The 23,792-nt window shown below is 45.8% G+C and carries 15 protein-coding genes; 3 read left to right on the top strand and 12 right to left on the bottom strand.

Annotated elements, in window-relative coordinates:
• From GXO74_06970 to GXO74_07010, 9 genes are all read right to left on the bottom strand, one after another.
• A partial coding sequence (locus GXO74_06970; protein ID NOZ61407.1) for a serine hydrolase occupies positions 1 to 845 on the bottom strand: 845 nt, incomplete at its 3' end.
• Positions 846 to 889: 44 nt separating this feature from the next.
• Positions 890 to 2,140 (bottom strand): alkaline phosphatase family protein, encoded by a 1,251-nt coding sequence (locus tag GXO74_06975; protein ID NOZ61408.1) that lies wholly within the window; start codon positions 2,138 to 2,140, stop codon positions 890 to 892.
• 82 nt (positions 2,141 to 2,222) lie between these two features.
• Positions 2,223 to 4,985, bottom strand: coding sequence for a TonB-dependent receptor (locus GXO74_06980; protein NOZ61409.1), 2,763 nt, complete (start codon positions 4,983 to 4,985; stop codon positions 2,223 to 2,225).
• 501 nt (positions 4,986 to 5,486) lie between these two features.
• Positions 5,487 to 6,632: a pyridoxal phosphate-dependent aminotransferase gene (locus tag GXO74_06985; GenBank protein ID NOZ61410.1), complete on the bottom strand. Its 1,146-nt coding sequence runs from the start codon at positions 6,630 to 6,632 to the stop codon at positions 5,487 to 5,489.
• A gap of 39 nt (positions 6,633 to 6,671) precedes the next feature.
• Complete coding sequence (locus GXO74_06990) at positions 6,672 to 7,979, bottom strand: dihydroorotase (GenBank protein ID NOZ61411.1); 1,308 nt, start codon at positions 7,977 to 7,979, stop codon at positions 6,672 to 6,674.
• Between the two features lie 249 nt (positions 7,980 to 8,228).
• Positions 8,229 to 9,158, bottom strand: coding sequence for an aspartate carbamoyltransferase catalytic subunit (locus tag GXO74_06995; protein NOZ61412.1), 930 nt, complete (start codon positions 9,156 to 9,158; stop codon positions 8,229 to 8,231).
• Between the two features lie 52 nt (positions 9,159 to 9,210).
• Complete coding sequence (gene pyrR, locus GXO74_07000; GenBank protein NOZ61413.1) at positions 9,211 to 9,780, bottom strand: bifunctional pyr operon transcriptional regulator/uracil phosphoribosyltransferase PyrR; 570 nt, start codon at positions 9,778 to 9,780, stop codon at positions 9,211 to 9,213.
• 238 nt (positions 9,781 to 10,018) lie between these two features.
• Complete coding sequence (locus tag GXO74_07005) at positions 10,019 to 11,095, bottom strand: T9SS type A sorting domain-containing protein (protein NOZ61414.1); 1,077 nt, start codon at positions 11,093 to 11,095, stop codon at positions 10,019 to 10,021.
• Between the two features lie 284 nt (positions 11,096 to 11,379).
• Positions 11,380 to 13,422: a T9SS type A sorting domain-containing protein gene (locus tag GXO74_07010; protein NOZ61415.1), complete on the bottom strand. Its 2,043-nt coding sequence runs from the start codon at positions 13,420 to 13,422 to the stop codon at positions 11,380 to 11,382.
• A 649-nt stretch (positions 13,423 to 14,071) separates the two neighbouring features.
• Between GXO74_07010 and GXO74_07015 the strand changes: the two genes are divergently transcribed.
• The 3 genes from GXO74_07015 to GXO74_07025 are packed head-to-tail and all read left to right on the top strand — an operon-like array spanning position 14,072 to position 20,070.
• Positions 14,072 to 15,319: a membrane dipeptidase gene (locus GXO74_07015; GenBank protein NOZ61416.1), complete on the top strand. Its 1,248-nt coding sequence runs from the start codon at positions 14,072 to 14,074 to the stop codon at positions 15,317 to 15,319.
• Between the two features lie 47 nt (positions 15,320 to 15,366).
• The gene (locus GXO74_07020; protein NOZ61417.1) at positions 15,367 to 17,037 is read left to right on the top strand and encodes a M14 family metallopeptidase; all 1,671 of its coding nucleotides are present in this window, start codon (positions 15,367 to 15,369) and stop codon (positions 17,035 to 17,037) included.
• 18 nt (positions 17,038 to 17,055) lie between these two features.
• Positions 17,056 to 20,070 carry a DEAD/DEAH box helicase gene (locus GXO74_07025; GenBank protein NOZ61418.1) on the top strand — a complete coding sequence of 1,005 codons (3,015 nt, stop codon included), beginning with the start codon at positions 17,056 to 17,058 and terminating at the stop codon, positions 20,068 to 20,070.
• 223 nt (positions 20,071 to 20,293) lie between these two features.
• On the opposite strand, the gene GXO74_07030 is transcribed toward GXO74_07025, so the two are convergent.
• From GXO74_07030 to GXO74_07040, 3 genes are read right to left on the bottom strand one after another with little or no spacing between them, the layout of a single operon-like run.
• Positions 20,294 to 21,670, bottom strand: a complete 1,377-nt coding sequence (locus GXO74_07030; GenBank protein NOZ61419.1) for a reductive dehalogenase — start codon at positions 21,668 to 21,670, stop codon at positions 20,294 to 20,296.
• A gap of 42 nt (positions 21,671 to 21,712) precedes the next feature.
• On the bottom strand, positions 21,713 to 22,810 hold the full coding sequence (locus GXO74_07035) for a DNA photolyase (GenBank protein ID NOZ61420.1): 1,098 nt from the start codon (positions 22,808 to 22,810) through the stop codon (positions 21,713 to 21,715).
• The gene (locus tag GXO74_07040; protein ID NOZ61421.1) at positions 22,803 to 23,789 is read right to left on the bottom strand and encodes a ParB/RepB/Spo0J family partition protein; all 987 of its coding nucleotides are present in this window, start codon (positions 23,787 to 23,789) and stop codon (positions 22,803 to 22,805) included. Before GXO74_07040 ends, GXO74_07035 begins: the two co-directional genes overlap by 8 nt.
• Between the last annotated feature and the right edge of the window lie 3 nt (positions 23,790 to 23,792).

Consider the following 23,792-nt stretch of genomic DNA (forward strand, 5'->3'; position numbering starts at 1 on the left):
CCGCCCCGGCGATCGCGCGCTTCTTCGATGAAAATGGCCAAAGAAATATTTGCCCGCGGTGACAAAATAAGTCCCACGTCATTGGAAACGCCGGTAACGCTGCCGGTTTTGTGGGCGACGCGAATTTGCGCCTCCTCTTTAGGTAAAAATCTTGGGATTTTGTCATTGTAAAATTGCTTTTTCATTAAATCAATCATTGCGTCACAGGCGGCGGAATCAACAATTTCCCGTCTGAAAATTTTCTCGCAGAGCAGATTCATATCTCCCGGCGTGGAAACACCGACGCCGTAGCGAATGGATTCCGGCGAATTTGTTTTCGTTTCCCATGACATCAATTTGTTCAGCAAACGGGTGTTTTTCAGACCCAACGCGACCATGCGGTCGTTGACTGCCGCTAATTTTTCAGCATGAGTTCTGCCGAGGGCATCAATGACCATGTTCGTTGCCGTGTTGTCGCTGATGGTGATCATCAGCAAAACCGCATCGGTCAATTTTTGTTGCGACATGCCATTGAAAAATTGGAACAAACCGGAACCGCCCCATTTATTCGCATCGGAAAGTTCGATTTCCTGCGTTGGCGAGACTTTTCCTTCTTTCACCTGAAAAAAATACTCCACCATCACCGGCAATTTGATCACACTCGCAGTGGGAAATTTTTCGGACGCGCGATAGCCGATTTGTTCGCCCGTGTCCAGATTTTTCGCCATGACGCCAATCCGTCCGCCAACTGTTTTTTCGAACTGGCGAATTTGAGCGATGACGGCAGATGAATCCTGGGAGTACAATTTACTTGAAAAAAGAATTAAAAATGGCAGCATGACAGAAAGTCTGGCGGCGAGCTTCATTTTTGCATCTCTCCAATTGGCTGATCAGTCATTCAGTGATTTTTTTATTTCAAAATAAACTCAATTCTCTCCAATTTTCCGTCAATATTTTCCCGCGGAAAAATATTGAAAATTTTGCACAGCAGCGGATAAATGTCGATGTTGCGCAAAGTCCCGGTGCGATAATTTTTTTTGAACGCCGGCCCCATGGCGAAAAAAATGCCGTGCATGTCCAAAAAATGATTATCGTAGCCGTGATTTCCTTTGGACAAAAGTCGGTAGCCGATTTTTTCCAGCGTTCGATTGACCAGTGTCCAGCCGGGTTCCGCGACTAAAATGATCGGCGAAATAAACGGATGACGGGAAAAGTGGAAATACTCCGGCATTTGCTCGCGGCGGAAGACCTGGAAATGATTTTCCTGCGAAGCGAGCTGATCGTAGATTTGATTGATATTTTCATCGTCAGCATCGATCATCATCAGCGGTCCTGTACCCTGCGATTTAAATTTACAATTTTTGACCAGATTGTTGACGTTGATAATCTGGTCGCCGGGAGTGGCAGTCATGCCGTGGTCGGACACGACGATGATGTTTGTTTTATCAAATAAATCAATTTCTTTCAATCTTTCAAACAGCAGCCCCAGTGTTTTGTCTAATTTTTGAATGGCTTCATTCACTTCCGGTGAATCAGGCCCATGGCGATGGCCTTGGTTGTCTGTGGCTTCGAAATAGAGCGTGATGAAATGCGGCCTCTGCTTTTCGGGCAATTGCAGCCAGCGAATGACTCCGTTGACTCTTTCTTCGTAGCTGCGCTTTCCATCGTAAAATTCAAAAAAAGTAGGGCGCCGATATTCGAGCGTGAGTTCGGAGCCGGGCCAGAAATAGCTGGCGCTGATGATTCCCTGTCTCTCTGCCGTCTCCCAAAAAGCTTCTCCCTGATACCAGTAGGCGTTTCGCACAGATTTAGTGTCACCGACTTTGTAGCGTTGTCGGGAAAACGGATCGAGAAAATCATTGCGAATGATGCCGTGATGCGTCGGATACATGCCGGTGACGATGGACAGGTGATTGGGAAAAGTCTTGGAGGGGAAAACCGGCTCCAGCGAAAGAGCAGCGACGCCATTTTTAGCCATAAAATTTAGGTTTGGTGTAATTTTTCTTTGAACGTAATCCCAACGGAAACCGTCAAAAGAAATAAGGATGAGATAGGGTTTTTGTAAAGTATTTTGAACTGGCAGCGCGGGTAAAGTACTGAGAAAAATAAAGAACAAAATCCAGACGAATTTTGCCCCGAAAAAATGATGCTTGAGCTTCATGTTCAGTGTTCTCCTGGTAATAGAAAAGCCCTCCCTGAAATTTAAGGAGGGCTTTTTAATTCAGCCTAAAACAAGCATTTAACTAATAGCGCAACGCCAGTCCGATATTAAATGTTCTCGGCAGACCGAAGAAAACTTCTGCGCTGTCGGAATCATGTTTGTCGTCGTCTCCGCTCCAGGCATTGTAACGGCTGTTGTCAACAGCGTCCTGGATGTATTCTTGATCCAGAATATTGAATACATGAGCGAACAACTGGAATTTGATACCGCTAAAGCTAAACGGCAAATCATAAGCTGCATGGAAATCCATCACATAAGCTGACGGAACTTCCCAACTCTGAGTCCTGTCGTTCTTATCGGTTCTGTTGGTCGGATCGAAATCCGCAAAATGATTCTGGTAATAACGGAAGACAAGCTGTCCGGTCAGACCAGGCATCGGGTAAACAGAGCCCGCGAGAGCAAACTGTGTCTGCGGAGCATCGCCGACTTTCAAGTCTTTGATGTAGAGTTGATATCTTTTGTCAGGATTGTCTGGATTACTGTAATCTTTGTACAATACATCAACGTCATCCAGATATTTCCAGTTACCAATACTGGCTGCCAAATCCAGGCGGAACATTTCCATGGGCTGGTAAGCAGATTCGAATTCAATACCCTGATGTAGGGCATTCAATCCGGAAATGAACAGAATCGCTTCGTTGCCATCCAGGTCGCGCACGCCTCTGGTGACGGAGCGATCTTTCCATGTTGTGTAATAAAGATTCATTTTGGCGGTCAATGTATTGTCCAACCCGGCCCAGTTTACGCCAAGTTCGCCAGAGATGAATTTTTCATTTTTCGGATCTGTGGCGACTGTGGAAGTGTAATCATCAATCACTTGGTCGAAAATCGGCACTTTGGAGACATAGCCGAGGTTTCCGTACACGTCCAAAGCGGAAGTGACGCGGTAGCTGGCGCCACCTTTTACCTGATAGCCGCCAATCTGGTCGGATTTCAGATAAAGCTCATTATTCGTGCCTTCTTCTTTTTTGAAATGGTTGGTGTGGGTGTATTTAATGGTGGAGTAGCCGGCCATGCCGTAAGCGGTTACGCGTGCGGAGCTGTATTCCGCCTGGCCAAAGAAACCGAACCAATCAACGGTATTGGTGAAGTTATAGGCGATTTTCTCACCCAATCCGACTTTTTGATCGGGATGAAACGCATCATTTTTCTTAATGTAAAATTCGCCGCCAAGTAAATCGCGGACTTCACGATAATGCTCGATTTCCGCTGTTCTCCAGTCAACGCCAAAGGTGCTCTTCAAATTGTCGCTGAATTTGTAATTCAATTTGGAGATGGCGCCGATAGTCCACTGGTTATTGCGGCTATTGCGCAAAATGCCTAAAGACTGACCGTCTTCTTTGGTCAATTTCTTTTTATCAACATAGTAATCTCCGGCAGGACCGGAATTCATGGCAATTGTTGCGTCCCAATCACGGACCCAGGGAGAAGGACCATAGTAAAATTTATAGTCATCATCGCCCAATTTGCCGTTAGCATCTTTGGTGTAAACGTTGCCATAGGTTCCTGTGCCGCCACCGTGTCCGCCGGAATAATACAGAACCGTGTACAGGCTCATCTGGTCATTAAATTTGCTGAACCAGTTCAAGTTTACTTGCGGTTTGTGGAAGAAATTTTCTCGCTCATTGATGAAATTGGGATTGTAGCGATCGCCTGTTTTTTCATTCCACGCCTGTTTGCCTTTGTAAGATGAACTGACCGGAGCCCAGTTCTGATTGAACTCTCTGCCTTTTTCCTGGAATTTATCAAAAGCAGCTTGATCGTAGTCGCTCAGGTTTTTGGCAAAATCATGGCTATAAACGGCAATATTTTGTTTATACAAATTCTGACCATGACGCTGAGGTGCGCCGAGGGCGTATAATTCCAAACGGTTATTGGCGTTTACGTTCCAACTGGCGCCAAAGTAGTATGCCCAGGCATCTGTCCAGGTTTTGTCAATGAAGCCGTCGCCGGTTTTGCGGACTACTAATCCATTGAAAGCAAATTTATCGGCAACCAGGCCGCTGTTTGCCGTCAACGTAGTTTTCAAAAATCCAGCAGTTCCCACTTCCTGACGGAAAGTAATGCCTTTTTCCATGCTGGTGGGATCGGTAATAATATTCATGGTTCCACCAATCGATGGTGTCGCCAAATTAACGGCGCTCAAACCGCGCTGGATCTGAATGGAGGAAGTCGCGTCAGCTATACCGTCCCAGTTAGACCAGTACACCCAGCCATTTTCCATGTCATTGACCGGAACGCCGTTGATCATAATGGCGACATTTCTCTGGTTGAAACCGCGCACATTGATTCTGGCGTCGCCGGCGCCGCCGCCCTGCATGGTGGCGTACACGCTGGGAGTCGTGTTCAGGATCATTGGAATATCCTGAGAGCCCAGGCGCTGAACCATGTCCACTTTACGGATGTCGGTAAAAGCAACCGGCGTTTCGCGCTCTTTCGCGCGGTCGGCAACGATGCTGATCGCCTGTCCGAAAATGACATCTTCCCCGAGCTGAAAGTTGACCTCGACAACCTGGCCGGAAGTTACCTGCACCTGTTTTTCAGCCATTTTGTAGCCGATGAAAGATGCGCGTAGCGTATAAGTTCCGGCAGGCACTTTGGTGATCTTGTAGGCGCCGTCAATTCCGGCAGCGCTCCCGATCGTTGTGCCTTTAATGACGACATTTGCCCCCACGAGTGCATCGCCGGTATTTGCGTCAGTGACTTTACCGGTAATTGTTCCTCGTTGTGCAAACAAAGCCAAAGGAAGCATGAGCACAAGCGCAAGAATGAGTAGTTTTTTCATAAAGCGTCCTCCTGATAGGTTAATAAAGGGAATTAGGGTAAATATTTCGATTCAATTTGCTGAACTGTAAAAATTTAGTTTGTGAAGTTATCGCCTCCTTTCCCATTTTTAAATTTATTTTAAAATCACCCCTTTGGAATAGCCGTAAAATATAAAATGCGAATGTTACATTTAGATTACATTCGCATTTTAGGCGTGAATATTTTCGATATGAGATAGCCATAAATTATGTGCAAAAGAATATTCCACGCAAACACATTACGTAGCTGTAAATGCCATCGCTTTGTGTCGTAATTGATCGGCATCGAAATTTTGATCATCATTGAGAACATAGTTCTATAATTTATTCCTTGAATTATTAATGCAGTGTTGCTAATTTTAAAGCGCTTCCATAAACATGAAAAAAAATTAACAATTTTATTTCAATAAGTCAAGTAAAAAATGAAAAAAATGAAAAAAATTTGTTCCGAGGGTAATTTTGAGCGCCTATTTTTTTCAATGTTAAGCCAGATATTTTTCCAATCTGTCCATGGCAACAGAAATGTTTTTCAGAGAATTGGCATAGGAAAAACGCAGATAACCTTCGCCGTTGCTGCCAAAGTCAATGCCCGGCGTCACCGCGACACCGGTTTTTTCCAATAACTCAAAAGCAAACTCGTAAGAATCCTGACGAAATTTCCCGGCATTGGCAAATACATAAAAAGCGCCGCGGGGCTCGATTGTGATGCCGAAACCGATCTCGCGTAGCCGCCGAATCATAAATTGCCGCCGTTCATCGTAAATTTTAACTGTACGGCCAATCTCCGGATGATGTTCGACCAGGGCAACAACTCCGGCGCTCTGCACAAATGAGTTAGCGCAAATGAACAAATTCTGCTGCATTTTTTGCACGGGGCGCACCAATTCCGGCGGTAGAATCAGGTAGCCCAAACGCCAGCCAGTCATGGCGAATAATTTTGAAAATCCGTTCAACACGATTGCCCGGGAAGTGAATTCTAAAATTGATCGCGCTCGCGCGCCGTAGGTCAGCCCATGATAAATTTCATCGGAAATGATGACCGGCTCCAGCGAGGCGATTTCTTCCATTTTTTCATCCGCCAAAAGATTGCCGGTGGGATTGCTGGGAGAGTTGATTAGAATGGCTCGCGTTCGGTTATTGATTTGCTTGCGGATTTTTTCCGGGCGGTACTGGAAACCGTCTTCCTCGTAAACGTTGACGAAGTTTAACTTTGTGCGCAGATAAGTGAGAAAATTTTTGTAGCAGGCATAGCCCGGATTTGAGAGGATAATGTTGTCGCCGGGATCGGTCAGCACTGACAGCGCTAATAGCAACGCCGGGGAAGTGCCTGAAGTGACAATGACTTGTTCGGGAGAAATCTGAACGTTGTAATTTTTTTTGTAATGTTGGCAAATGGCTTCGCGCAGAGCGACCGTTCCCAGGCTGTGCGTGTAGTGCGTATCGCCTTTGTCCAGCGCTTCTTTTGCAGCACTCACTATTTTTTCCGGCGTGTCAAAATCAGGCTCGCCTATTTCCAGATGAATGATCGATCTTCCCTCGCTTGCCAGTTTTTGCGCTCTCTCCAGAATATCCATTACGATAAAGGGGGACATTTCCTCGCAGCAAGCGGAAACAGGGTAATCTGCCATGGTCGGGTTCCTTCCAAAATTTGGAATTTTGAAAATATTCTATTTTTCAGCAAGATAAAAATAGCCATTGTTCAACACTGCAAAAGCACGCACCGGCAGTTTCCAGCCGTGAAAAGGCGTGTTCCGTGAGCGTGATTTCATGTTAAATTTGTCGACTTCCCATTCACCAGCCGGGTCGATGATGGTCAAATTGGCAATTTCGCCCGCTTTGATTTGTGGAGCTTCCAGTCCCAAAATGCGATACGGATTCTTGCACATTTTTTGAACGATGTCCTGCCATGACAAAATTCCTGGCTTGACTAATTGCTTAGCAACCAGACCCAGCGCAGTTTCCAGCCCAATGATGCCGAACGGCGCCGCAGAAAATTCAGCGTCTTTTTCTTCAATGGAATGCGGCGCGTGGTCGGTAACAATGGCGTCGATGGTTCCGTCTTTCAGACCTTCGATGATTGCCGCGACGTGCTCTTCGCTGCGCAGCGGTGGATTCATTTTGAAATTGGAATCAAACGAGCGAACAGCCTCGTCGGTCAGAGAAAAATGGTGCGGTGTCGCTTCGGCCGTGACGTCGATACCTTTGTCTTTTGCCTGACGCACTAAATCCACGGCGCCTTTGGTGGAAATATGTGCGATGTGAATTTTGCCGCCGGTGTATTCTGCCAACATCAGATTTCTCGCGACGATGACGTCTTCAGCGATTGCCGGCATTCCGGCGAGTCCCAGATTCGATGAAACAAATCCCTCGTGCATGTCGCCGCTGCCGACAAGATGAGCGTCTTCGCAGTGCTCGATAATCGGAACATTAAACATTTTCGAATATTCCAGTGCGCGCCGCAGTAGTAAACTGTTCGCTACAGATTTGCCGTCATCGGAAAAAGCGACGGCGCCGGCATCCACTAATTCCGCCATTTCCGCTAATTTTTCACCCTGCTGATCTTTGGTAATGGCTGCGATGGGATAAATCGAAAAAAGATGATTTTTCATCTCGTCGAGGATGAATTCAATCACTTCGCGATTGTCCGTCGCCGGATTTGTGTTGGGCATGGTGCATGCCGCAGTAAAGCCGCCTGCCATTGCGGAATGGGCGCCGGACTTCAGAGTTTCTTCGTCTTCCCTGCCCGGTTCGCGAAAATGCACGTGCATGTCCAGCAACCCGGGCAGCGCTAATTTCCCGGACAAATCCAGCACAGCGCCATTGAAATCCGTCTTTTCCGAGGTCGGGTTGATGGCATTGATTTTGCCGTCGATGATGAAAATATCCCATTGTTTTTGCTCATTGTAGCCGTCATCAATAATCGTCACATTTTTCAATAAAATTTTTTCAGCCTTTTGAAATTTGCTCCCCGACATTTCATTGCCGATGACATGGCTTTTTTGCAATTTCTTTTTCATTTTTAATTTCACCTGATTTTTTTAAGAATATTTTTCAAAAAGCTACGGGAAACGTAACCCAATGTCCTTTGTCCAATCACTGCTCAGCCGCAATCAAAAAGCGATGCCTTAATCCGCCGGGATTTTATTCTGTCTGCTCTAAAAATCTGACGCTTTAAATTCAGACGACTTTGACAGATATTAGTGACCAAACATCGATTGCCAAACTCACTCTTGCAATTCGCCGCCTAGCAAATACAAAACCGCCATGCGAATAGCGACGCCGTTAGTCACCTGATTTAAGATCACGGAATAACGATCATCATCGGCGAGATCGCTGTCCAGTTCAATGCCGCGGTTAATCGGACCCGGGTGCATGATGGTAATTTTTTTATTCGCTCGATCCAATCTTTCTTTGGTGATTCCGAAATAATTGTGATATTCGCGCAGCGTGGGAAAAAAGTTCTGCGTCTGCCGCTCCATTTGAATGCGCAACGCCATCACAATGTCGGCGAAAGCAATAGCTTCATCGACATCGTTGAAAATGCGCACATTCCATTTTTCCGCTTCGTAAGGGATCATCGTTTGCGGCGCGCAGAGCGCTACTTCCGCGCCCATGGTAGTCAGACCGTAGATGTTGGAACGGGCGACACGTGAATGTAAAATATCGCCGATGATTGCCACGCGTAACCCTTTGAGATATTTGTATTTGTCGCGAATCGTCAACATGTCTAACAATGCTTGAGTCGGATGTTCATGGCAGCCGTCGCCGGCGTTGATGACTGAACCTTTAATGCATTGAGTCAAATAGTGGGGCGCACCTGGCGCAGAGTGGCGAATCACAACCATATCGACTTTCATCGCTTCAATGTTTTGTGCGGTGTCGCGCAGAGACTCGCCTTTTTTCACGGACGAGGTGGAAGTCGAAAAATTTAACGTATCGGCGGACAACCTTTTTTCAGCCAATTCAAATGAAAAACGGGTGCGCGTGGATGCTTCATAAAATAAGTTGACGATGGTTTTTCCGCGGAGCGTGGGCACTTTGGGGATTGGTCGCGCCAATACCTCTTTGAACGTCTCAGCGGTGTTCAGGATGTGCGTGATTTCTTCTGCCGAGACATCTTCCAACCCTAACAAATGTTTTCTTTTAAATGACATGTTGAAATGTTCAGCCTTTCTTTGTCTGTTTTAGTCAAAAAATGATTCATTTTTACGCGTCGGGAGTTTCGCTCTCATCAGGACTTTCGACCAGCAGCACACAATCTTCATCGTCGACCTCCTTCATTTTTACCTGAATTTCTTCGCCGATGGAAGTGGGAATGTTTTTCCCGACATAGTCCGGCTTAATCGGCAGTTGTCGATGCCCGCGGTCAACCAGTACCGCCAACTGAATGCGCTCGGGTCTGCCGAAAGACATCAGCGCTTCCAACGCAGCGCGCGTGGTTCTGCCCGTGTAGAGCACATCGTCGATGAGCACAATATTTTTTTCGTCGATGTCAAAAGGAATGTCGCTCTGCTGAACCACCGGTTGTTTCAATCGCTGCCGGAAATCATCCCGGTAGAGAGTGATGTCCAGAGCGCCCAACGGCAGGGAAATGCCCTCGATGTTTTTGATTTCCTTGATGACTCGTTGAGCGAGATAAGCTCCTCGCGTGCGAATGCCAACGATCGCTAATTTTTCAGTTCCGCGATTTCTTTCCAGAATTTCATGCGCAAGACGCGTGATGGTGCGCTTCAACCCTTTTTCGTCGATGATTTTTGCTTTCACTTTTCTTGTCATTGTCGGATCGCTTTCTTTTTAATTTCCGGGCACAAAAAAAGCCTTCACCTGGACGCAGGAAGGCTCTTAAGTTGACGAGTTTCCCTTTTCCTACCTCACGGGATAAGCTTAAAAGGGTCAAAATTATTGTGCCAATAATACGACTTATTTTATTCAAAGTCAAGGAAAAATTTTCCCTGAAGTGAAGGATTGAGAACTGTTTTTTTTTGCGCTGAAAGCGGTGAATCTATTGTTAAAATTATTCCAGAATTAACAGTTTTTTTATATCGTTGAATTTCGCCGTTTCCATTTGATAAAAATAAATTCCAGCGCTGACCGGGTTGCCGTAACCGTCCGTGCCGTCCCAATGGATGCGGTGTACGCCGGCAGTTTGTTTTCCCGAGACGAGGCGGCGGACTTCTCTGCCCAAAATGTCAAAAATTTTGATCTCGACGTTTGCCGCGGTTGGCAACTCAAAACGAATGACCGTTTTTGCTCCGTTTTGCGCCAGAGAGAACGGGTTCGGGTAATTTTGTGCCAGAGAAAAAGTCTGCGGCGCGTCAATTTTGACAGTGACCACTGGCGAAAATTGAAACGAACCCGTGAGATCGATCTGTTTCAACCGATAGCGGTAAGATTCAAGAGCGACGTCGTCATCGACAAAAGAATAAGTTTGTGGCGTATTGTAACTGCCAAGTCCGGAGACGAAACCAATTTTTTCGAAATCATTATTCCCAGCGTCGCGCTGTACTTCAAAGCCATAATTATCCTTTTCGGAGAGCGTTGTCCATTGCAATTTTACAGCGTGATTGCTGCGATTGTATTCAGCCTTAAAAGAAGCAAGTTCCACCGGAATCACACCGCCCTCGACAGTAAAAAGACCGTTTACGCCATACATGGGAATGGATTCGTAGAAAGAATTTGATGCCACGATGTCGGCGAGATTCAAAGGATAATTGCCAGGCACCGCATTGGGTTTAACATTGAATTTGACGTTCAATATTTCGCCTGTGCCCGGGAAAATGCGATTTGTGTCCAGAGAAACTAATACTAATTGCAAAATGCCATTTAAATTATCGATCTCCGGATACACGGTGAACCCGGTTGTTCGCGGTGTATTTTCCACACGGCTATATTCAAGGTTGGTATTAAAGTACAATTTTAGCTGCAGCCCTCGAACGACCTGATTGTTGATCAAAACGACAGGCACAGTATTTTCAACGCTGCCGATATCCCCCGCAGTATCGACCACCTGAAGCGTATCGCTTTGAGGTCTCGCAGAAGTAAGACTCAAGCAGATAAAGATCAGAATAGTAGAAAATATTTTCGCTTTCATAGACCCCTCTCGACTCAATTAGTGATTTTCAAACTGATTGCCCACCCCAATTGTCGAAAATTTGAAATGTGTCGGTTGTTTTTGTTCATAGTCTCGAGTTCATAGTTCCGAGTTGTTTTGGTGTTTAGACATTTGACAATTTCGTTCGAGACTGCGACATCCTGTAAAAATTTAACTAACAACATACTCGAAACGTAACTCTGGAACTCTAAACTAATTTATTTGTCAAAGAATCTGTCAAATCAATTTTTTACTGCAGCAAAATCTATTTTTTTATTTGCCCGCTATTTTAGAATCGTCATTTTGCGTGCTCGGGTAAATGTCGGCGTTTGCAGCCGGTAAAAATAGATACCTGTTCCAACAATTTGTCCGTTGGCATCGTGACCATCCCAGTAAATACGATGGACTCCGGCTTTTTGTTCCTTGTCAACTAAGGTCACAACCTTCCTGCCCAGAACATTGAATATGGTCAGCTTGGCTGCGGTTTGTTCGGGAAGCTGATATTGAATTTCCGTTTCCATGTTAAATGGATTAGGATAATTTTGCTCCAGGCGATAGGCGGTTGGCAACATTTGTAAATTAAAATCAGTTGCTTGCGCCAGAGCAACTTCAACAGGAGCTACGTTGCCGTCGGCGAGAATCATTTTTTCAATATTAAAAGCGCTCTTGTCGAACTGCCTGGATTTGACCACCACCGGCAATTTGAAAACAGGTTCGTCGTCCGGCGCGATCAATTTTCCGTCCATTCCGAAAATGAGAATCGAAAGTCTGTCTTGGCTCCGCGAAGTAACGAGCGTCATGCCGTCCGCGCGATTTGTCAGCGTCGGATTGCCTAATTTAACAGCTTTTGAATCAAATCGCAACTGAATCTGTGCGCCGGAGATTGGCGTTTTTTTTGTGAGGAAGAATGGGATGACGCCAGTCATTTTACCTGATATCGCTTCATTGGATTGAAAATTCAAATTCAGGTTGCCTGTTTTCAGCAATCCCGCTGGCTCGCGGCCCAGAATGTTGTTTATAATCGCTACCACATCCAAAATGTTAACATCGCCGTCACTGTTGTAATCCGCAGCATCCAGCTCAGTCTGTGTCGGCTCGGGCGGTCGGCCTAAAATAATGTCAATGATTCGTACAAGGTCCACGACATTGATAACGCCATCCATGATCACGTCGCCCTTAAGGACTTCGCAGTAAAATTTTCCGTTTAGCAGAGTTGTCAATAGAGACTCATTGAGCTCATCAGAAATCAATACATCGGACAGGTCAATGTCGCAGCTATCGCCCATTTTTACGCCGTCGTTCACTTGATAGAGGAGATCGGCAATGGAGCCCGTTCCTGGTAAAATTGAAGCGCCTTGCTGACTTGAAATAACAATGGAAACCGAACCGTCATGGTTATCTTCCCATGATGTGGAAAAATACAGAGATCGGTCGGTGGAATTGATTTGCAATGGCGTGATCGCATCTGGTATATCAGTCAGTCGGAATTGCAATCCGGAGACGTTACGCGAATTGTGCAACGCGATTTTCAAATGTCCCTGGCTGCCGGGAAGCGCGCTGGTGTAGCGAGCCTGCAAAATTGTTTTGTCCTTTGATCCCAAAAATTTTGCTAAATTCGCCACGTACAAGTCCCAGTTGGTGTACATGTTGCTGTTCAAATAAATGATTGCGCGCGAATGAGGCGCTTCTTCCAAATCGCCGTAATTGAAAGCGATGGCGATCGGTGTGCCCGTCGCGTCCAATCCGGCGCCGACGATCACAGTGCCGTTGCCGATATTTTCGAAGCTGCCGTTTCTGCCTTCGCCGTGTTCAATGTAGTGAACTGTGTTGGGCGTGTAGCTGGTCACGTGAAAGGGATTGGTGTAGTAAATTGTCTGAGATGGGTTTACATCGGCGGATTGCTTCACGCCTCCGGCGCCTAATTCGTTAAATAAGCTATCGCGCCAATTGAACAAAGGAGCGCGAGCTTCCTTGTAAGAGTCCCCCACAAAGAATAGCTTCCCCCCTGACTTGATAAAATTGATCAAATTTGCCCGACCGGTGGCATCGGGCACAGCAAAAATATCTACAAACCACACTTGATCAAATTGGCTTAGGTCAGCCAATTTGATTTGGAGCGCATCGACCTCCCATGTGACTTCATGTCCTGCGGCTTGCAATTTCTGTCCGGAAAATGAACGATCTCCACCTACGACGTAAATTTTGAAGCTTTCCTGCTGATCGGAAAAAAGCTTGTTGCTGCCTAAAACAAAAGTGGCAATCAGTAATGACAGAAGAACCCGGAAGCTAATGCAACTCAGAGATGAACGTTTAAAGGTGCCTTCCATTGTAATACCTCCCACTTGTTGGTTATGAAATCACACAGATGAGCAAAGGAGGTGGGAAATTTAAATTGCCCGTGGCGGTGCGTTACCTCTGTGGAATTCCACGAATCAAAGCTACGGTTTTCCCCCTTATCATGCTCGTTACTTTACTTTTCCTCAAATTCTGTGATGGTTTGCCGCTATGTTTATAGCAATTTTTTGTTAAAATAAATAATTTCTCACAATTTGTTATTTTAATATACAAATTTTAACTTCATTTGTCAAGGGTTTTATTACAAAAATGGAATTCAAACAGCAATTTAATATTTTCTTGTTTATACCTGATTATTAAAAGGTTATGGTTTGTTTTGTTTTTCTTGTTGCTGAAATTTTGCCGGCAAATCAGTGGACTAATTTTTAATAAAAAAATTTTTTTCTTGCATTTGGAAAATCCGCTCAAAGAAAGGGCACTTTTTGCATTTTGGGGGAGGGGGTTTTCTGGCCCAAGAAATTTTATGGAGAAATTAATTGGAGAGAGAATTGTCAAAGAATTCGCACTCAACTATTTCGATATAATTATTGCAATTCAAAAAAAAATATCTTATATTTATTTTTTGTTGATTTAAAAACTCTTCTAAATTCAATCAACTTCCATCAAACAAACGAGGTCGCCATGAAACACTTTGTTCTCTTTTGTGCTCTCTCTCTCCTTTTTCTTTTTCTGGTTGCGGCAAAGCCCAGCGACGACGAAGCTTTGCGCGAAAAAGCGGCACAAATTCACAAATCGGTTCTTACCATTGATACGCATTGCGACACGCCCATGCGTCTTGTGCGCGGCGGCTGGGATGTCGGCGTTTATCATGATCCCAAAGATCGCGAAAGCGGAAAAATTGATTTGCCAAGGATGAAACAGGGCGGTCTCGACGCAGAATTTTTTGCTGTTTTTCTGGGGCAGGGTCCCCGCACGCCAGAGGGCATCAAGGCAGCACGTGAAAAAGCCGATGGTATTTTTCAGGCGATCAAACAGATGTGCGAAAAATACGGCGATACTATCGAGTTGGCGCTCAATCCCGATGATGCTTATCGCTTGGAAAAAGAGGGGAAATTAGCGTGCTACATCGGTATGGAAAACGGCTATCCTGTAGGCACGGACCTGAATTATCTGCAGCGATATTACGACATGGGCGCCCGCTATATTACTCTTTGCCATACGCGAAACAATGATATTTGCGATTCATCCACTGACCCCAATGGTCCTGAATTTCACGGACTCAGCGAATTCGGCGAGAAAGTCGTCGCGGAGATGAATCGGCTGGGGATGATGGTGGACATTTCGCACGTTTCCGACGAGTCATTTTACGATGTACTGAAAATTACCAAAGCGCCGGTGATTGCTTCGCATTCGGATACGCGCGCTCTTTGTGACAATCCGCGCAATTTAACCGACGACATGATTAAAAAATTGTCTGAAAATGGCGGTGTGCTGCAGATGTGTCTGCTCAGTGCCTATGTCAAAAAACCAACGCCAAATCCGGAACGGGAAGCTGCAGTGGAAAAATTGTGGCAGAAATACGGTAAGTGGGATGAAATCAAATCGGATTCTCTGCGGGAAATTGTCAGGAAAGAATATTCCGGAATCCGGGAAAAATATCCTGAAAAATTAGCGACTGTCAAAGACCTCGTCGATCAAATCGATCATGTTGTTGAATTGGTAGGTGTTGATCACGTCGGTATCGGCACTGATTTTGACGGCGGCGGCGGTCTCGCTGATTGCAACGATGTCTCGGAAATGGGCAACATCACGCTGGAACTGGTGCGGCGCGGCTATTCCGAAGATGATATTCGTAAAATTTGGGGCGGCAATTTGATGCGCGTTTTTCGCCGCGTTCAGGAAGTCGCTAAAGAATTGAATCAGAAATAATTTTGATTTCTGAATTAATTTCATCTCAAATGAGGAGCTCGGGAATTATGAAAAAAGTAGGGAAATTAGCCCTTTTTTCTTTCTCTTTTCTCTTGCTGGCAAGTTCACTCTGGGCAACGGAACTACTCACTCGCGCAGAGAAAAGCAGTTACACAGAGACAACCCGCTACGCGGAAGTGATGGATTTTTTGAAAAACTTACAAATAAAGAGTACGGAAATCCGCGTGTTGCCTTTGACAGAATCGACGGAAGGTCGGACAATTCCCTTGGTGATTTTGGGCAGTCCGGCGCCGGCTTCACCAAAAGAACTGCGGCGACTGGGAAAGCCGGCAATTTACATTCAGGCCAATATTCACGCCGGCGAAGTGGAGGGCAAAGAGGCAATGCTGATGCTGATGCGGGAAATTTTGCTGGGAAAATTGCATCATTTGCTGGACAATCAAGTGTTGTTGATCACGCCCATCTACAATCCCGACGGCAACGAAAAAATCAGCAAAACCAATCGCACCAATCAACACGGTCCCACCGGCGGCGTCGGCGTGCGCTACAATGGTCAACATCTGGATTTGAATCGGGATTACATCAAATTGGAATCACCGGAAGATCTGGCAGCGGTGGAGAAAATTTTGAATTTATGGGATCCGATGCTGCTGATGGATTTGCACACTACGAACGGCTCCTATCACATCGAGCCGCTGACTTACGCCACGGCGCACAATCCGAACGGGGACATGACTTTGCCCGATTATTTGAGAAAAAAACTGCTTCCCCACGTCACTCGGGTGCTGGAAAAAGAATACGGCATTTTGTCCATTCCGTACGGCTTCTTCCGCGATGCGACGGATCCTGCCAAAGGCTGGGGAACTTTCAATCATCAGCCCTATTACGGAACAAATTACTGGGGTCTGCGGAATCGGTTTTCCATTTTGGACGAAAATTATGCCTACGCTGATTTCAAGACCAGAGTGGAGGCGTGCTATCATTTTGTGGAGCAGATTTTGGAGTACACAAACAAGCATACCCCAGAGATGGTGAGAATGATCGAAGAGACAGATGCGAAAGCTGTGGACTACGGCACTTCAGCGGACACGTCGAAAAGATTCGGGACCGAGTTTAAGGCAGAGACATTCGAGAAACCGATTCTGATTCGCGGCTATGATTTTGAAATTTACAAAGATCAGCGCGGCAGACAGCGGGCGAAAAAGCTGGACACACGCCACGATTACACGGTTCCGTTTTACGGTGATTTTCAAATTACCAAATCCGTAGTCATGGCAAAGGGCTATCTTTTCCCGGCTCATTTGAAAGAAATTGCCGCGAAACTCGCGGAGCACGGGATTTTTGTGGAAAAGCTGACTCAGCCTGTTTCGCTGGAAGCGGAAACTTTCCACATTAAAAAAGCCGAGCACAGCAAAAGAATGTTTCAGGGACATTTGCCGACAACTTTAACCGGCGAGTATCGAAAAAGTAAAATCGATTTTCCGGAAGGAACTTACTTTGTGGGCATGAATCAGCCGCTGGCAAATTTAGCCGCTTATTTGTTGGAGCCGACGAGCGACGGCGGATTGGTGTTCTGGAATTTTTTCGACCGCTATCTTTACATTAGCCAGTGGGGACGGCAATTCGGCGAGTTTCCGGTGTATCGGTTGCTCAAGCCGACAGCGCTGGCGAAAATGGCGGCCGAAGCCGAAGAGGGACAGATTCCGTTGTTTGATTGAATGGAGAAAATTTATTGAATGGGAAAGTTACCGCAAAAAATTAAAAATACAATTCCGAGCGCTATTGCAAAAGCGGCGCAGCGCATCGTTCAGGAGGAGCAGTATGCCTATTTTGATTTTGTGAGGAATAGTTACACGGCAAAAATTACCGACCGCGGGCGTCAGTATTGGCCTGTCGTTGTGATTCAGACGGATCGCTCGGCGCTAAAAACCGAATGCTCGTGCAATGCCTGGCTTCAGTACACCATTTGCCAGCACACGACGGCGCTGCTTCATTTGATTTATTGTGGCGATTCGTCTTCCGTCAGAGAAGGGGCGTGTTACGCGCTGTACGAAAAAAGTCTCTGGTGCAGCCTGGCGAAAATTGGATTTGAATTTTATGGGGTGGATAAATTATCTATTGCAACGGAGAAAAAAGGGAAAGAATTTGTCGTTAGCGGCGCCGATGCTGACGGCGAACTTGTTTTTCGGTTCAAAATTTTTTTTAAAAAAGCAGGGCGGTTAGTGCAAAAATACCGCTGGCAATTTTTTAAACAATTTTCCGAAGAAGAATTGCCGGATGACTCGGCGCTGGAAAGTCTCGACATCATCGAGGGGGAAAAAACTGCCATTGAAATCCGCATGAACGAAAACGGATTCATGTCCTGGCAGCAAAAATTTGAAGAGAGTTTTTGGTTTGATTTCAGTAAATATTGGTTTCTAAATTACGCCAATTTGCCCTTTCACGTGGATTTTTCCTCGGAAACGGGACAGTTGAATATTCGCATCGACAACGATTTTCAATTTGTGATGAAAAAAAATCAAGTGCCGCAAATTTTGCAGAAACTCATGCAAAACGAAACTATTGCCGCGGAGCTCAAAATTCACGCAGCAAAAGCAATTCTGAATTATGCGCTGCGCGTCACGGATGATGCGGATTTGAAAATTATTCCGGTGCTGCAGTTGCCGGACAAAGCAGAACCAATTTATCTCACCACAGAAGCGAAAATTGAAATTGTACTGTTTGGCAGATTCCTGTTTTTGCCCGGCGAAGGATTTTACCCTTTCAAGCGCACCATCGACTATTTTGATGCTGAATATTTCGGATTGCAGGAAAAAGTGCTTCCCAATGAAGAAATCGTGCAATTCCTTCGCGAGTACAAAAGATTCATCGATGCGGACAAGTTCATCGAAGTCAGTCCTTCGCTGCGGCAGCAGGAAATCGAGACGAAGATAAAGCAGGTGGATGTTTTTGTCGATGAGATGAAGGATGACTGGCTGTATTTGTCAGTGAAATATCGCGTGGGCCAGGACACGATTTCGTTGTATGATCTCTATCAGGCGTTGCGCAGCGGGAAACGATATTTTATCAGTAAGAATCACTGGGTCGACTTGAAAAATCAGGAATTCAAATGGCTGACCCATTTTCTCGAGGAGCGCGCTGATAATGCGGAAGTATATTTTGACAAAAACGGCAATAATTTGAAAATCAACAAAATGGGCTTCATTAAGCTCAATGCGCATTTGCCGCTGCGAAGCAAAGTTGGAAGTCGCCGCGGCCTGAAATCGATCGTGGACAATCTCAGCCAATTTCAGCCGCTCACTGATGTGCCTGATTTGTCAAAATGCCGCTACAAACTGCGACCCTATCAGCTCAACGGATTTCGTTGGCTGTGGTTCATTTACGAAAATCAATTATCCGGCCTGTTGTGTGACGACATGGGATTGGGAAAAACGTACCAGTCCCTGGCGCTGCTGGACGGCGTGATGATAGCGGCGAAGAAAAAGATGAATTTTTTAGTCGTTTGCCCGACGTCGGTGATCCCGCATTGGCAGGAGAAACTGGGCGAATTGAAAAAGAAAGTGAATTTGATTCTCTACTATGGCTCGAATCGCCAACTGGATTCGCTGAAAAAATTCAAATACAACGTCGTTCTCACATCTTACGGCGTCATGCGCAATGATTTGCAAGAATTGTCTCAAATTAATCTTGAAGTGGCAATTTTTGACGAAATCCAAATCGCGAAAAACAAAGCCAGCCTGACCAACGCCGCCATCAATCAGTTGACTGCGAAAATGCGTCTCGGGTTGACAGGAACGCCCATCGAGAATAGTCTTTCGGAACTCAAGGCGCTTTTTGACATCGTGCTGCCGTCTTATCTCGGAGGAGATTTTTCTTTCCGCAAACAGTACGTCTATCCCATTGAGCGCGGTGGCAACAAAGAGCGGGTGGAGCGGCTGTACAAAATGATTCGTCCTTTCATGCTGCGCCGCACCAAAGGACAGGTTCTTTCCGAGCTTCCGCCAAAAATTGAAGAAGTGCGAAGATGTGAACTGAGCCGGGATCAATTAAAAATGTACGAAGAAGTGATTAAATTGAAAGCGAGCTCTCTGGTGAGTAAGTTGGCGAAAGCCGACTCGCCGGTGCCGTACATTCACATTTTCGCTGTGCTGAATTATTTGAAACAAATTTGCAATCACCCGGCTCAATTGGACGATAAGAAAGCTCTCGATTATCAAAAATACCAATCGGGGAAATGGGATTTGTTCTGCGAGCTGTTGGATGAAAGTTTGAACAGCGGCTTCAAAGTGGTCGTGTTCAGTCAGTATCTGAACATGATCGCCTTGATTGAGCAATATTTGCAGGAACAAAATATCGGTTTTGCCACCATCAAGGGCGCTACTGTCAACCGAAAAAAAATGATCGACTGCTTTAACAAAGATCCCGAGTGCCGAGTTTTTGTGGGTAGTCTGCGCGCTGCCGGCAAAGGCATCAATCTGATTGGCGGATCGGTGGTGATTCATTACGATCGCTGGTGGAACGCGGCTGTGGAAGATCAGGCGACTGACCGCGTCCATCGCATCGGACAGACGCGCGGCGTGCAGGTGTTCAAGCTGATCACCGAAGGCACGCTGGAAGAAAAAATCGACCGCATCATTCGCAAGAAAAAACAATTAATGAACGATCTGGTTCGCGCCGACGATGCAAATCTTGTCAAACAGTTCACCCGAAACGACTTGATTGATTTGCTGAGTTTTGATAAAATAGAATAGTTGAGCTTGGTCTAAAAACCGAGTATTTTTTAAAGAAGTCAAGGGAGCAATTCCGAAAAGTTGGTAAATTGAGTAAGTAATACTGCTTAGTCAGAGTAACAATACTTCTGGCATTCAAGCTACCGGACATCCCCCTAAATCCCCTACGCCAGAAGCGCATCTTCGACTTCAAAGGGGGACTTTTCTGGTTCCCCGCGCTCAATGTGAGATCATTTTATTGTCACTATTTTTTGTGCCAGTCAGGCAAGGGCAATGACGATTTGTTTCTTCTCCCGTAAAATAATCGATCCCCCCAATAGCTCAGGCGACGGGAGAAATTGTTGTTCTTTACCAACGCGCGCGTCAGATTGTGCATCGGCGTGGTAGGATAAGAATAAGGACATTCGTTGATGCAGATCGAGCAGTCCGAGCCTTGCAATCGCCAGAATCGATAACAGGTGTCTTGCTGAGACTGCCATTTTTCCACGCCTTTGACCCAGATTTTCTCGTCATTGCTGATGGAAGCGGAAGGGCAATTCCGCGCGCATTTTTTGCAAATTTCACAAAAATGCTGCACGCCAAACGCGATTGGTTTGTCAGGAGTTACAGCTAAATCTGTTGTCACCACAGAAAGACGAATTCTGGCTCCGTATTTTGGAGTCACAAGCAATCCCAATCTGCCCAATTCGCCGAGGCCGGCGTCAACGGCAATGGGGATGCACATCACGCGATAGTTGCCGTCGATGTGGGCGCGGGCGTCGTAGCCGAGGAGACTAATAAATCGAGCCATAATCAACGCAATTTTTGCCGTGTCCATGTAACGCAAAGAACTCTCCGTGCTCACAGCCACATCCGGCGCCTGGCGGATCATTTCCGATTTCATTTCCACGGCGATGGCAATGGCGTATTTGTGATTGAGTTCAATCGGCGCGCCCCAGTCGCCTTCTCCGCGGGCATTGTGGCTGTAAACGTAAGCCGGATTCAACTCAGTCACGCCGACGAGGTCTGCACCCAGATAGCGGGCGTAGCCTTTGAGCCTTTGCGTCATTTCGGCAGGAGCGACCCCAACGGGAAAATCAGATTTTTTTTCTGGGGTGAAATAAGCCGGTCGATTGATGCGACCGATGATGTCGAAAGTGGCTGTTTGAAAAAGAGAATTAATCGGATGATAGCCGCGCGATCCGGATTCGCCCAAATTGGGCAAGCGGCGAATCGCGTCGTCCGTTTTTCTTTTTTCCTGATGGCTCTGATAATAGGCGTTGAATTCAGGCATACCCGGACGCAGAAAGTAAAATCGATGGAAAAGCGCATCTCTTTCGTCAACGCGCTGCTGCTGTCTTTCGTCTTTGCGCATCAGCGGAGCTGGCGTGCGAACGAACATGGCGACCGCAAAAAGAAAAGCAAGCAGGTCGACCGTCGCCAGAATGTCGTTTTTTAAAGGGAATTCACTGAACAGCAGCGTGAAAAGAAGCGCCCCTGTCGGGATAAAAATCAGCAGTCCCCGGTTCAGGGCACGAAAATTTTTTTCCAGAAAAAAAGTGATTAAAAAACCTGCGGCGAGCAGGGAATAAAAGATGGTTACCAAAAGAAAGAAAAAGTTGACAATTGACGTAAGTCCCATTCATTCACTCTGTTTTGTGATTTTTTCAAAAAAATGAAAATTCTAAACCAGTTCATCCATCATTCGTTTCAATCCGGCGCTGGTCTTCGGCGTCCAGCCAAAAGATTTCTCCCAGACTTCCGAGCTTTCCATGCATAAATAGACGAAAACATCCGGTGCAGCTTTTTTAATTTCGCGGTAAATTTCACGAAACATTCGGATGCGGATCGGTTTGAAATAGCGGAATTTGCCGTCCAGACCAGGAAAAAGTTCCCCGTAAGTGATCATTGACTCCGGGTGATTTTTACGAATCATTCCTTCCAGATGCGGCGGATAGCGCAGCGCGCCCAGACTGATCCAGATGATATTTTTCGGATCAATTTTTTCAAATAACTTGCGCACCACGGCTTTGTAATCTCCTTCGCAATTTTCATAATAGATCATGGGATCAAAATGAAAGGCAAGACGGAAGCCGGCTTTCTGACATTTTTCCGCCGCACCAATGCGCTCTTCCAGAGACGGCGCCGTTTTTTCTTCGGAAGCAATGGCACGGGGAGTGTTCAAAGACCATGCCACAACAGTCCTGCCGCGGTGCGGCTCATCGAGAAAATTTTCGATCTGCGTGGTCTTCGTTTTCAATTCCAGCACGGTTTTGGTGCGGTGGTTGAAAAAGCGCACTAATTCTCGGCTGAAATTAGTCAAATGATCCGTGCTCAGGCTGTCCGCCAGTTCGCCGGTTCCGATGCGGTAGATTCTGTCAGGATTTTCGGCGAAAGTATTTTCCAACTCCCGAAATAAATGCTCCAGATTAACGTACACAATGATAAACGGGCTGTTCAGATAACCTTGCAAAATGCAATACGAACAATTTATTTCACAATTGTTGACCAGGTTTAAAATTTGATAACCGCAGCAAATGTATTTTTGCGTGCCCGGACATTTTTTCAGAAATTCCCCTTTTTGAAAGGCCAGAATGAGCGGCTTCTCCTGCGGCGGAATGTCTGTGAAATTATTTTTTTCCGCTAAAATAAATTCGCCAACGTCAGTGATAATGACCGGTTCCAGATGCGGCAGCCGCTCCATAATTCGATTGGTGATCGGATGTTTCAACGCGCGTTTTTCGATGAAAAGTTTTGAGGGATGATATAGTTTGTCAGTCATTTTCTGTCAGTTTTTCCAGTGGTTTGATTTTCTTGCCTGATTTTATTTTTTCCAGCAAAGTGACGATCTGGTCGAATTCTTTTTGCGATGAAAAAGTGAACTCCAGCGTAAATTTTCTGCCCTCAAAATACGGCGGCGGACTGAGCCGAACCGCGGGAGGCAATTTGAGCTCTTTTTTCAAATCGAGAAATTTGTCTTCGATTTTTGAGTAAATGGGATAGCGGATTTTTCTTAGCTCTCCGATAATCCGCTGCGTTTTCACCGGCGGAGTGAGTTTTTCGCTTTGGAGAATCTCCTGGATTCCATTTTTTTTCAAAATTTCCAGCGGGGGCTGTGAACTGACTTTCTGTATATCCGACAATAAGCGCAATAGTTCCTTTTGGCGATTTTTCCCTAAATTTAATTTTTGGAAAATTAAAAAAATTTCCGCATTTTCTGCTTCGGGCAAATTTCCCAGTATTTGTGCGGTTTCGATGGAAATCGTATCTTCGAGCAGTGCGGCTTTCAGATAGTCGGGCAATTCCGTTAGCGGCAGATAGCGGTCTAAAATTTCCGAATTTTGCCCGAAACCCAACAAGGGGAGAAAGTCGCTGATCGTTCTTTTTTTGCTGATTTTCAGATCGAAAATTAACTTGTGCAAAATAAATGCTTTTTCGATGACATTAATTTCCCGTGTGGCGAGATTATCGTGGAGATTTGTCAAAAATAAGTCTTTGTTAATTTTGTCGTTATCGGCAATGTAAACCAGTGCGGGGAATTTTTTCTGTTTCAGATGCTTCAGCGCAATGATGCGCCTGAGCCCGGAGATGATGCGCAACATGCCGTCGCTTCGTTTCTCCAGCAGCGGCGGATGAATCAACCCTACCGCCTGAATGGAATGCACCATGTCGCTGATCAGCGGCTCAAAGGTGAAAATGTAACTTTTGTCTTCAAAATCGATGTCGTTAAGATTGACTGTTTGCTGCTTCGGCTTTTTCATTTT

It is taken from the genome of Calditrichota bacterium (assembly GCA_013152715.1).
Classification (GTDB): Bacteria; Zhuqueibacterota; Zhuqueibacteria; order Thermofontimicrobiales; family Thermofontimicrobiaceae; genus 4484-87.